This window comes from Acetatifactor sp. (genome assembly GCF_982438285.1).
In genome coordinates this window covers 1-12,389 of record NZ_CEWDFQ010000056.1, presented here as the reverse complement: position 1 = coordinate 12,389, position 12,389 = coordinate 1, and the positions used below count along the sequence as shown (strand labels likewise).

The 12,389-nt window shown below is 48.3% G+C and carries 11 protein-coding genes and 1 tRNA gene; all 12 read right to left on the bottom strand.

All coding sequences use genetic code 11. The features are described 5' to 3' along the window. Positions 1-76 precede the first annotated feature (76 nt). The 12 genes from AC1WIP_RS04500 to AC1WIP_RS04445 all read right to left on the bottom strand — a co-directional run bounded on the left by AC1WIP_RS04500 (position 77) and on the right by AC1WIP_RS04445 (position 12,322). Positions 77-1,024, bottom strand: coding sequence for a virulence RhuM family protein (locus tag AC1WIP_RS04500; RefSeq protein WP_481140691.1), 948 nt, complete (start codon positions 1,022-1,024; stop codon positions 77-79). 247 nt (positions 1,025-1,271) lie between these two features. Further along, entirely contained in the window at positions 1,272-2,591 is a 1,320-nt protein-coding gene (locus tag AC1WIP_RS04495; protein ID WP_481140690.1) for a S41 family peptidase, read from the bottom strand. 43 nt (positions 2,592-2,634) lie between these two features. After that, positions 2,635-3,864 (bottom strand): murein hydrolase activator EnvC family protein, encoded by a 1,230-nt coding sequence (locus AC1WIP_RS04490; RefSeq protein WP_481140689.1) that lies wholly within the window; start codon positions 3,862-3,864, stop codon positions 2,635-2,637. 16 nt (positions 3,865-3,880) lie between these two features. Then, positions 3,881-4,816, bottom strand: coding sequence for a permease-like cell division protein FtsX (ftsX, locus tag AC1WIP_RS04485; RefSeq protein ID WP_481140688.1), 936 nt, complete (start codon positions 4,814-4,816; stop codon positions 3,881-3,883). Then, positions 4,806-5,492 (bottom strand): cell division ATP-binding protein FtsE, encoded by a 687-nt coding sequence (gene ftsE, locus AC1WIP_RS04480; protein WP_481140693.1) that lies wholly within the window; start codon positions 5,490-5,492, stop codon positions 4,806-4,808. Before ftsE ends, ftsX begins: the two co-directional genes overlap by 11 nt. Before the next feature lie 101 nt (positions 5,493-5,593). Next, positions 5,594-6,679 (bottom strand): PucR family transcriptional regulator, encoded by a 1,086-nt coding sequence (locus AC1WIP_RS04475; RefSeq protein WP_481140687.1) that lies wholly within the window; start codon positions 6,677-6,679, stop codon positions 5,594-5,596. Positions 6,680-6,829: 150 nt separating this feature from the next. After that, positions 6,830-7,021 (bottom strand): YjfB family protein, encoded by a 192-nt coding sequence (locus AC1WIP_RS04470; protein WP_481140686.1) that lies wholly within the window; start codon positions 7,019-7,021, stop codon positions 6,830-6,832. Between the two features lie 142 nt (positions 7,022-7,163). Next, positions 7,164-8,000, bottom strand: coding sequence for a CvfB family protein (locus tag AC1WIP_RS04465; protein WP_481140685.1), 837 nt, complete (start codon positions 7,998-8,000; stop codon positions 7,164-7,166). Beyond that, positions 7,994-8,722, bottom strand: coding sequence for an acyl-[acyl-carrier-protein] thioesterase (locus AC1WIP_RS04460; protein WP_481140684.1), 729 nt, complete (start codon positions 8,720-8,722; stop codon positions 7,994-7,996). The genes AC1WIP_RS04465 and AC1WIP_RS04460 overlap by 7 nt, the downstream gene beginning before the upstream one ends. A gap of 16 nt (positions 8,723-8,738) precedes the next feature. Continuing rightward, complete coding sequence (locus AC1WIP_RS04455; RefSeq protein ID WP_481140683.1) at positions 8,739-9,731, bottom strand: CPBP family intramembrane glutamic endopeptidase; 993 nt, start codon at positions 9,729-9,731, stop codon at positions 8,739-8,741. A 131-nt stretch (positions 9,732-9,862) separates the two neighbouring features. Continuing rightward, positions 9,863-9,934, bottom strand: a tRNA-Gln gene (locus AC1WIP_RS04450). A gap of 267 nt (positions 9,935-10,201) precedes the next feature. After that, positions 10,202-12,322, bottom strand: a complete 2,121-nt coding sequence (locus tag AC1WIP_RS04445) for a glutamine synthetase III family protein (protein WP_481140692.1) — start codon at positions 12,320-12,322, stop codon at positions 10,202-10,204. Between the last annotated feature and the right edge of the window lie 67 nt (positions 12,323-12,389).

Below are 12,389 nucleotides of genomic sequence, written 5' to 3'. Positions count from 1 at the left end.
TCATTATTTATTGTACTAAAAAATAAGTTTTTACATCTTTTAAAAATTCTATGGCTTCACACGATACTTCTCAAACTCACTTAAAGCATGTTCTTCCGCTATTTGAGCTGATATACTTCCTGCATGCTGCATGTGTTAAAATTTCTTTCTTCGATAATCTTAAAATGCCCTCAAATTGTTCTACCCAGTCCTCCATTGTCATGGGAATGTGTTCTTCCGCACGCATTTCAGCAAGATCTAAATAAGCATTAACAATTCTTGCCATTGCCAAAAGCTCCTGCTCTGTCAAATAATTTTGGGCAACTGTTACGTCAAATCTTTGTATTTTTCCATCAGGTGCGTCCTTCCATGTCTGAAGCCCCATATGCTCTTTTTCACTATCTGCCCTGTGATAGATTAGCTCTGCTGCTGTTTCACCATGAATCGCCCAATGTAATTGATTTTGAACCTTTGCAAAGAACAATCTTGTTGTCTGTGCCTTCGGGTCGTAATCTATACTCGTCGCATAAATATCTGTGATTTTCTGATAAAATCTTCGCTCAGATAATCGAATTTCACGAATTCTTTGCAGTTGTTCTTCGAAATAGTCCCTTGTCAATACTGTTCCAAAATTCTTCAACCGCTCATCATCCATTGTAAAGCCTTTTATTGTAAACTCTTCTATAATGCCGTTTGCCCATTTTCTAAACTGAACCGCTCTCGGAGAGTCAACCTTATTCCCCACAGAAATAATCGCTTTTAAATTATAATGATTTGTATTATAACTTTTCCCATCAGAAGCAGTTATTCGAAATTTTCGAATAACTGCTTTCTCATCCAGTTCTCCATCAGAAAATATTTTCTTCAAATGGTAGTTAATCGTATGAGTTTCCACATTATAAAGGAGTCCCATCATCTTCTGGGTCAACCACACATTTTCATCAAAATATATAGCATTAACATCACTTTCTCCAGTAGCGGTAATGAATGTTAAATATTCTGCTGCTGAAGAACGCAGTATAGATATTTCTTTTTTCTTTTTCATATCTTACCCTCATTAATTTTTAATATCTTTTACTGTTCTGTTGGAACAAAACACAAAATTATTTTCCCCTCCCACCCATCATCAAGATTATAGCATATGTCCATAGCTTTTACAAACATTTGTTCTGCTTTTCCTGAAAATAGTTTTCCAAAGCCACCCTCCGGGCTTAGAAACGTGCGCCGCCAGGCGCACGCGCAAAAAAGCGGAAAATCTGTCTGTCAGACCTTCCGCTTTTTGTGCCGTCCTGTCATCCTATCTTTTCCTTCAGCACTTCCCTAGCCCTCTCCAGCTGGTTGTCATAGGGATTTTCCGTATTGTAGTAGGCTTCTGCATCAAATTCGCACTGAATATCCGGTTCAATTCCGATGCCATGGATATTGTTGCCATTTGGTGTAAAATAGCTGCTTATGGTAAGCTTCACCGCAGAACCATCGGAAAAAGGAATAATCTGCTGAACGATTCCCTTGCCAAAGGTAGTGGTTCCCACCAGGGTGCCAATGCCATAGTCCTTTATGGCCCCCGCCAGAATCTCTGCAGCGCTGGCAGAATTCATATCCACCAGCACCACAAGGGGAACCTCCAGCTGTCTGGTTCCGTCGCAGGTGTACTCCTCTCTTTCTCCGTATTTATCCTCAGTGTACACAATCAGTCCCTCCGGAAGCAGCATCCGCGCCACCTCCACCACAGCGTTGAGGCTTCCCCCCGGATTGGCCCGGAGATCCAGAATCAGTCCCTTCATTCCGGAACCCTTGGCTGTGGCCAGAGCGTCCGCAAACTGGTCTATGGTCACATCGTCAAACTCTACAATCTGAATGTAGGCTGTCTCCTCATCCAGCATCTCAAATTCCACAGTGGGAGATTCCACCCGGCGGCGTGTCACCGTAAGCTCCACATAGTCATCCTCGCCCTCACGGATAATGGTAAGGGTCACCTGAGTGCCCTCCTCGCCCTTTATCATAGCCACCGCCTCGTCCAGGGACAGCCCATAGGTGGAGACCCCATCCACCTGGTAAATCAGGTCGTTTGCCCGAAGATCAGCCTCCTGGGCAGGGGTTCCCTCAATCACCCCGCTGATCTTTGGCAGAGAGGTGAGTGTGTCCAAAGAAACATAGGCCCCAATGCCATAATAAATTCCTTCCGTCTGCTCCATAATCTGGGCCAGCTCTTCTGCAGAATAATATTCCGAATAAGGGTCGTCCAGCGCTTCCAGCATTCCCCGGTACATCCCTTCCTCCAGGGCATCATCCTCCACCTCTGACAGATAAAAATACTTTTTCACTGTATCCCCAATGGTCTGCAGCTTGGAGATGGTCTGCTCATCCACAAAGGAGTCTCCGGAAAGGAGCTGTGTCAGCGTGGAAGCGCCGTCCGAATCTCCCCCCGCGCCGACCAACTGCTGCAGTCTGGTGCCAAGGTAAATTACGCTGAGAATCAAAAGTGCACCAGCCAGTCCTACGATAACGCCGCTGACAAAAGACCCCTTTTTCCCATTGCCGTCCTCTGGTCCGATATTTCTGTTGTTCATAGAATCCAAGTCATAGTAATTGTTGTCTCTGTTATTGTCCATATTTCCGTCGCTTTTTCAGCGCTCCTTCCATACCTGTTGTTCTCTACTGGCTCAGGTAATTCCACGGCGACACATAGGACCCGTTCAGGCGGACGCTGAAATGAAGATGATTGCCCGTAGAACGCCCTGTGCTTCCCACTGCCGCAATGGTTTCGCCTCTCACAACCACATCTCCTTTTGAGACATACAGTTCAGAGGCATGCATATAGATGGTGTAGAGTCCATCCCCGTGGTCTATCATCACATAATTCCCCATGGTTGCGCTGTAGGTGGCGGCCACCACCTGCCCGTCATAGGCGGCATAGATGGCAGTCCCCTTGGGGGACGCAAAATCCACTCCGTTATGGAATTGTTCCACGCCCAGCGTAGGGTGGATTCTCATTCCGTAGTCGTCCGAAATTCTGGTATAGGAGGCCAGCGGAAACTTAAACATACCGCCATCATAGCTTAACACAGTACCGCTGCTTGCCAGAATCTGCTTCTTTTCCTCGGCAATTGCCGCTTCCAGCGCTTCTATTTCCGCATTCTGGGCGGCAAGTTCCGCCTCGTATTCCTTTATGGCCTGCTCCTTATTGGAGATGTCGGACTCGTACTCCGTGATATCCTGATTCTTCTGTGCAATCAGCTCCTCCAGATTGGCCTGTTCCGTCTCCACATTTGTTTTGGCCTGCTCCAGTATCTGCCTATCCAGCTCCAGCTCCTGTTTGCAAAGCTCAATCAGCTGGCGGTTCTCCTTGTACTCCTCCCACATCTGCTTATCATAGGCCACTGTCTTTTCCACATAATCCGCTTTGTTTAAAAAATCTCCAAAGCTCTCTGAGCCGGCCAGAAGCTCCACCACCTGGGGCTGGCCCTTCTCATATATACATCTTATGCGGGCAATCATGGATTCTTTCTGGTTTTCTTCCTTTTCCAGGGCAGCGTCCAGCTCCGCCTGGGTAAGATTGATCTGTTCCTCCTTTGCGCTGATCTGCTGCCGCAATTCCGTAATGTTATCCTCGATATCGCTTAAATTTCTGTCCAGCTCCGCCACATAATTTGTCAGATTGGTCTTTTCCGTCTCCAGATTTTCTTTGATCTCCTTCAGGTCACTTAGATTATTCTGAAGGGTTTCCTTTTCCTTCTCAGCCTGCTCAATCTGCTCCTGCTTTTCCTTTATGCTGTCCGAGGTGATGGAGGACATGCTGGCAGCGGATGACCGCAGCCCGGACTGGGCCGTCAGACCCAAAAGCAATGCAGCCGCCAGGCAGAGCAAAATACTTTTTTTCTTCATAGGCGCCTCATAAAGTTTATACATGAAGATGCTTTCTGACAGTAGTAATACTTCCCAAAAAGCCGATCCCCACGCCCACTCCAAGAGATATCGGCGTCAGAACATGGAAAACCTGCTCCACTGTCAAAAAGTTTAAGAATTGACTTAAAACCGAAAAACGCTCCACCACATAAGACAAGACATAATTATACAGGCTGTGAATGATCCAAAGAGGCACCGCAGCCCCCACAAGGCCAATCAGCATACCCTCCAGCACAAAGGGCGCCCTTACAAAGAAATCCGTAGCCCCGATGTATTTCATAATATTAATCTCCTCCTTGCGGACGGAAATTCCGATGGCTACTGTATTGCTGATCAGGAAAATACTGACTCCCAGCAAAATTATAATAATTCCTACCGACACATAGGCGATCAGCAGATTGACGCCGCTTAGGGTATTGGCGGTGAGCTCGGAATAGTTGACCTTTCGTACCTCCGGTATGGATTCCAGCCAGGTCACAAGGGCGCTCTGCATGGACACATCACTTAAATACACCTCATAGTTATCCTCGCCCTCCAGCGGGTTCTCAGGAAAGCCTGCGGAATAATCATCCCCATAATAGTCTGCCGCAAAGGTTTCCCACGCCTCATCGTCGGACACAAACTTTACATCCGACACCTCCATGCGGGCCGCAATCTGCTGCCCGATTTCCTCAATGCGCTGATCCGTGGGAAGCTGATCCTCCGTATGGCTTTCGCACTCGTCCCTCTCGCTGTGAAAAAACACAGTTACGGAAACTCCTTCCTCCGCTGTTTTTAATATATTTTGAAAATTTGCCACAATGGCAAAAAACAAGCCAAACAGGAACAGACACGCCGAAATAGTGGCAATGGATGCCAGAGAAAACCATTTGTTTCGGAAAATATTGACAAATCCCTGCTTGATGGTATAAAACAATGTGCTAATCTTCATCAATATAACCGCCCTTCTCCTGATCGCTGACAATAATGCCCTTTTTCATGGTAACCACGCGCTTCTGCATGGCATTCACAATCTCTCTGTTATGGGTGACCACCACCACTGTAGTGCCGCTTTCATTGATTTCCTCCAAAAGCCGCATAATCTCCCAGGAATTTTTAGGGTCCAGATTGCCCGTAGGCTCGTCCGCCAGCAAAATGGAAGGACTGTTCCCCAGGGCTCTGGCCAGAGCCACTCTCTGCTGTTCTCCACCGGACAGCTGCCTGGTCTTTGCCTTGTACTTGCCCGCCAGACCCACTGTTGCCAGTATAGCCGGCACATTCCTTCTGATCTCATTCACCGGCGTCTCTATGATTCTCTGTGCAAAGGCCACATTCTCATAGACGTTTCTGTCGTTTAAAAGACGGAAATCCTGGAACACAATGCCCAGATTTCTTCTGAATTTGGGTATCTGTCTGTGCTTAAGCTTTGCCAGATCATTCCCCATAACATAAACACTGCCGCTGGTTGCAGTAAGCTCCCGCAGCAGAAGTCTGATCAGCGTTGATTTCCCGGAGCCGCTGTCTCCGACTACAAAAACAAACTCTCCCCTTCCAATGCTCAGGGTGATTCCATTTAACGCCGGGGAGCCCGTAGAATAGGATTTGCTCACATTATCCAAATAAATAATGCCCTTCTCCTCTATCATCTGCTCCCTTTTTCTTCGTAAATATTCCTTATTTGCCATTGGTATGCCGCCTATCTTATGTTTTCTTACAGTATACAACGAAATTAGTATTCAAAGGTTTCCATATATTTCATATATTTTACTACCATCAGGGCGATCTTGAAGGTAATGGCGTCCTCAAACACACGCAGATCCAGGCCGGTGCTTTTCTGCAGCTTATCCAGGCGGTACACCAATGTGTTGCGGTGGATGAAAAGCTGTCTGGAGGTCTCCGACACGTTCAGGCTGTTTTCAAAAAATTTGTGAATGGTGGTCAGTGTCTCCTCATCAAATTCATCGGGACTCTTTCCCCCGAAAATCTCTCTGATAAACATTTTGCACAGAGGAATCGGAAGCTGGTAAATCAACCGGCCGATTCCAAGCTCGCTGTAGGCAATGATGTCCCTCTCATCAAAAAAGATTTTTCCAACGTCCAGAGCCATCTTTGCCTCCTTATAGGAACGGCTTACCTCCTTAATTTCATGAACCACCGTGCCATAGGCGATACGGATGTCCTTTATGCCCTCCTTCTGCAGGCAGTTTTCCAGCCCTCTGGCCGCTTTTTCAATCTCCCGGCCAAGGTCTCCCTCTGCCAGCTCCTTCACCACAATGACATTATTCTCATCCACAGCGGTGACAAAATCTCTGCTGTTTACCCCGAAATAAGCCCTGGAAAGCTCCAAAGCATTATTGTCTTTGCCGTTTGCAGACTCTACAATCATGACCACGCGGGGAACATCCGCCTGAATGTGCAGCTTCTTAGAACGGCTGTAGATATCCACAAGGAGCAGATTATCAAGCAGCAGGTTCTTGATAAAATTATCCTTATCAAAGCGTTCCTTATAAGCCACCAAAAGATTCTGTATCTGAAACGCCACCATTTTGCCGATGGTATAAACATCCTCTCCCGTGCCTGCTATCACCAGCACATACTCCAGCTGCTGCTCATCAAAAATCTTGAAATACTGATATCCCTGTATCTCCTGGGAATCCGCCGGGGATACCGCAAATTCCACCGCAGCCTTGGAGCAGCTGCTCATATCTATGGTAGATGCAACGTCTTTTCCGTCCACATCCATAACGCAAAAATCTACCCGGGCTATGGCCTTGAGTCCGTCGATGGTGTTCTGCAAAATCTGATTTGATATCATAATCCCACTCCTTATTGATTTTGAACGTATAATACAAATGTACAAAAAAATCACCAAAAAAGCAATAGGATTTTATGTAAATTCACAAAAAGGCCAGCCGCATCTATCTCATGCGGCCAGCCCCTCACAATCATTCCTTTTCGGCAGCGCTCAGATTCTCATATCTATGTTGGCTCCCAGCTCAGGATACACACTGCGCTCCATTGCTGCAGCGTCAATCATCTCTACAAGCCCGGCGCCCAAAGCCTCGCTGGTATCCATAGCCTTCCCCAGCATCGCCGTACCCACCTTAGCCTGCAGGGAGGTAACTGCCATCTGTGTAGATAAACCTGCAATATCCATACTATCACCATCCCTTTCCCGCCGTCTGCGGACAATCCGCAAAGCAAAACGATTCTGCTCCTTTAGTATATCATATCTTTTCTGTGTTTACCAGTCTGACTTTATGCAGAAAGCAGTTCAGCCCGGCCCGCTGGCAAAACAGTCAACGCAAAAGAATAGCATTTTCTGCAATCTCTATTTTTCCCGCCTTCAGCAGATTTCCCACAGCCCGCTTAAACTCGTTTTTGCTCATGCCCGTATTCCGCCGGATGATCTCCGGCGAGCTCTTGTCATTGAAGGGAAGCCTTCCTCCCTTTTGCTCCAAAAGGCTTAACAGCTCCTGAGCATCCTTTTCCATTTGAATGTAGGCCTTCTCCCGGATGCTCAGCTCCAGCTTGCCATCCTCGTGCACCTTCACCACCCGGGCCTCCACATCCTCGCCCAGCTCTACTCTGCCGTAAAGCTCTCTTTTGGGAATCAGGCCCGAATATTGATTGTCCACCGCCACAAATGCTCCGAAGTTGTCGCTGATCTCGTAAACCCGTCCCCTTACTCTGTCATCCTTTTGATACGGGCTGTCTGTGCGCAGATTGGGGTATACGTTCATAGTGGCGCAAAGCCGCTTGCTTTTGTCAATATAAAGGGAAACCAGCACCTTGTCCCCGGTATTCACCTTCTTTTTCTGTTCTTTGAAGGGGAGCAGCAGGTCCTTTTCCAATCCCCAGTCCAAAAAGGCGCCTATCCTTCCCGTCTGCACAACCGTAAGCTCTGCCGTCTGCCCCAGCACCAGGGCCGGCTGCCTTGTGGTGGCAATGAGCCTGTCCTGGGAATCCCTGTACAAAAATACCTCAAGGACGTCTCCCACACTGCTGCCTTCCGGAACCTGCTTTGCAGGCAGAAGCACGCGCTCCTCCTGTCCCATTCCTTCTTCGGCCAGATAAACGCCAAAATCCACTTTCTTTACAATCTCAAGCTGCTGCTTTTCTCCCAGTCTCAACATCTGTGTCCCACGGACTCCTTTCTCTGAAACTCCACACAAACATAGGGTCTGTCATCCGCGTCTGCCAGAACCACCACTATTTTGTTCTCTTCACCGGCCACATAGGGATAAAAAATATCGTCTAAAAACGCCTGCTTTTTATATTCTGCCCGAAGCTGGCCCACCGCAAAATCCTCCGGCAGATATTCCATGGCTATGTCCACATACTGCCCGTTATTCACATGATGATTGGTATCCAGGTTGTGCTTTTTCACCACAATGGGCTCTTTGTGAACGCCCTCCCCCGGAATCTGAATTTTACGGGGCGCATAGTCCATGTCAAGCTTTTCCTCCAAGGCATACGCCTCTATCATTTCCTTAGGCGGCATAGCCGGTTTTTCCGTATCTGTGCATAATAAAGTCCACAGAGAATTGGCACGGGCCAGGTAAGCGCCCTCCGAATCTGTCATGGTAAAATTACGATAGCCCAGAAAACCTTTGAAGGCATAAGGAAAGGTTCCCGTCTGCACCTTCTCGCACAATCCCGGATACCGGTCTACCACAATCTGCCAGGAGGACAGCACCCATACCAGATGCCTTTCCCGCAGATAAGATATTCCCATTCCCAGCTCCTCCGACTGAAAGGTGGAACAATCCTGAAAATAATTTAGGAGGGAAAATAACGTCAGCTTTCCCTCGCTGTCCGTCTCACTGTAGCGGACTCTGCTGTCAAAAGTATACATTTATGCCTCCTGCTTTTTACTGAAACAGCTGCAATAGAATCATGGCAAGCCAGAACAGACAGTAAACCGCCATGCCCGGATTGAGAATCACGGTAGAAAAGCCTCTGCCCCTGGGAATCACCCGTTCATTTTCAGGCAAGGTAAACCGTTTGCGGAACACGATCAGCAAAACCACTCCCGTGATTACGGCGGCAAGAATCAAAATCGCATACACGCCGTAAACCACCCATCCTGCCAAATGGCTGCTGTAATACTCCATCAGGACCTGGGTGTCCCCGCTTGCAAGCGCCTCCGTAAGTCCCTGCATATCGATGAGCTGCAATATCAGCACCCCGACGATGCCGCCCAAAAAGTTTATGATCATATGCAGCGCTATAGTGATTTTGAGGCTGCCTGTGCGCACATACAAAAAGGCAAGGAACACACCAATTCCAAAGGCGTAGACAAATTGATTCAAGTTGCCGTGAAACAGGCCGAACATCAGCCCCGACAACAGAATGGCAACGCCCTGTCCGTACCGCATGGTGCTGTCAATAATCAGCTTGCGGAAAATATATTCCTCAAAAACAGGCGCACAGATCACCATGTACACAAAGGTAATCACCATATTACTGGAGGTGGCCACATCCAGTATAGTATTCTGCACAGCTCCTCCCTTGAGAAGTCCGATCACCACAGTGACAATATTCCCCAGCAGGTTGCAGCAGAACATAATAGCATAGCACATAAGAAATGACACCGCAAACTGCCCGGCCGACATGGTACGGCGCTGAGGAGTCTGCGCCGGAAGCTTCTTTAAAAGCCAGATCAAAAACGGCATCCCCAGCACATACATAGGTATAATTGTCACGAGCAGAGCGATGTCCCCGTTGTTCATCCACTCAGGCTTTACTATTTGAAGGATAAAAGCCGGCAAAAGCTGCACCGCAAAAATTACCAGTGTGCCCAGCATAAAAAATCCTCCAAGCTTTGAAAAGCTTCCCTTGGCCTGCTTGATTGTATCTTCCATAAACTCATTTCTCCCTTCGCATTCTGTCAAATTCACTTTACCAGAACACACTCCCAAGCGCAAGACAATTATAGTTAAAATACTGCCAGAAACGAAAAACCTCAGCAAGTTTCTCTGCTGAGGTTTTTGAACAGGGCTACAAGGATTCGAACCTTGAAATGACGGAGTCAGAGTCCGTTGCCTTACCGTTTGGCGATAGCCCTATTTTGCGCTACTTGATGTATTATACACGAAGTGTTTTGGTTTTGCAATACCCAATTTGAATTTTTTTAATTTCAGCCATAAGCTGTATGACAAGCAGATCATGCTTGCATGAAGTTGCTTGCTGTGCAGCTTATGAGCAGAGCGCCCGATAATGAGCAAAGGCAGCTGCACCGCAGCGAAAAAGCGCCTTGGCGCGGCTTTGCGAATGGCGCAGGCTGAAAGCGTCCTGCAGTCTGAAAGGAGCCTGCAGGACGCTTTCCATAATATTAAACCTCAAAAATCAAATCTCCATAGGTAGGCATGGGCCAAACCTTTTTATCCACCAGCATTTCCAGCGCATCTACAGGCGCTCTCAGGGCATCCATGGCTGCCCTCACCTGATCCTTAAAGAAGAACGCAAGCTCCTTCTGGCTCTCAATGCTGCCTGCCTCCGTCACTTTATTCTCCAGCTCCTGCAAAGCCGCCTTAGCCTCTGCCAGCTTCACTGATACCTCGTTTAGCAGCTGTGCCTGAACAGACGCATCCGCTCCCGCCTCCTTTACAGCGATCACAGTATCCGCAAGAGATTTGGTATAACCGATCACCGCAGGAAGAATCTGCTTCTTTGCCATATCGATCATGGTCAGTGCCTCTATGTTTATGGTCTTGGAATAGGTCTCATAGAGCACCTCCTTGCGGGACTCCAGCTCCGCCTTGGTGAAAATGCCGAATTTTTCAAACAGCCTGATGGACTTCTCTGTGGTGAGCGTCTCCACGGCCTCCACCATGGACTTGATGTTGGGGAGTCCTCTTCTCTCTGCTTCCTGCACCCATTCCTCCGAATAGCCGTTGCCGTTGAAAATGATTCTCTGATGCTTGGTCAGATATTCCTTAATCAAGTCATGCACCGCTGCCTCAAAATTTCCAGCCTCCTTGGCAGGCTCCAGAATGTCCGCAGCCTCGCAGAAGGCTTCTGCAACAATAGCGTTCAGCGTAGTGTTTGGACTTGCGATGGAATCCGAGCTTCCCACCATACGGAATTCGAACTTGTTTCCGGTGAAGGCAAAAGGTGAAGTCCTGTTTCTGTCCGTGGCGTCCTTATCCAGGTCGGGAAGGGTGGATACACCGGTTGCAAGCTTGCCGCCTTCAATCAAGTGAGCGGCCTCTCCTGTCTCAACCAGCTGCTTCACCACATCCTCAAGCTGTTCTCCCAGGAATACGGAAATGATCGCAGGGGGCGCCTCATTTGCGCCCAGTCTGTGGTCATTTCCCACATCCGACGCGCTCTGGCGAAGCAGATCTGCGTGGGTATCCACAGCCTTCAGGATACACGCCAGCACCAGCAGAAACTGAATATTTTCGTTGGGCGTATCACCGGGATCAAGGAGGTTTACCCCATTGTCCGTTCCCAGAGACCAGTTGTTATGTTTTCCTGAGCCGTTCACTCCTGCAAAAGGCTTTTCATTGAGCAGACAGTACATACCATGGCGGCACGCTACTTTTTTCATCGTCTCCATTACCAGCTGATTGTGATCCACCGCAATGTTTGCCGTTTCATAAATGGGAGCAAGCTCATGCTGGGCAGGCGCCACTTCATTGTGCTGGGTCTTGGCGGTAACGCCCAGCTTCCACAGCTCTATGTTTAAATCCTTCATAAAGGAACCGATTCTCTCACGAATGGTGCCGAAATAATGATCCTCCAGCTCCTGTCCCTTTGGCGCCGGAGCTCCAAAAAGCGTGCGGCCTGCAAAAATCAGGTCCTCTCTCTGCAGATATTTCTCTCTGTCCACCAGAAAATACTCCTGCTCAGGTCCTACGCTGGCCGTCACCTTGGTGGCCTGATCATTGCCAAAAAGCCTTACAATACGCACCGCCTGCTGGCTGATGGCCTCCATGGAACGCAGCAGGGGGGTCTTTTTATCCAGAGCCTCTCCCTTATAGGAGCAAAATGCAGTGGGAATACAAAGAATCACGCCGGTGGCGTCTTCCTTCAGAAATGCAGGAGAAGTAATATCCCATGCTGTATAGCCTCTCGCCTCGAAGGTAGCGCGCAGTCCGCCGGAGGGAAAGGAGGATGCGTCCGGCTCACCCTTGATCAGCTCCTTGCCGGAAAATTCCATAATCATTTTGCCGTCCTCATCGGGATGAGACACAAATGCGTCATGCTTCTCCGCCGTAATGCCGGTTAACGGCTGAAACCAGTGGGTATAATGGGTAGCTCCGTTTTCAACAGCCCAGTCCTTCATGGCCTTAGCCACTACATCGGCGTCCTCCAGGGATAACTCGCCGCCATGCTCCATGACCTTTTTTACCTCTTTGTACACACTCTTGGGAAGTCTCTCCCTCATTTTCCCCAGTGTAAACACTTTGCTGGCAAAAATTTCTTCCACATTTAAAACTTCGCTCATTTTCCCTACTTCCTTTCTCTTTTCATTTCCAATCTCCACCCCCATAGGAAGTCCTGAAGCTGCTCTA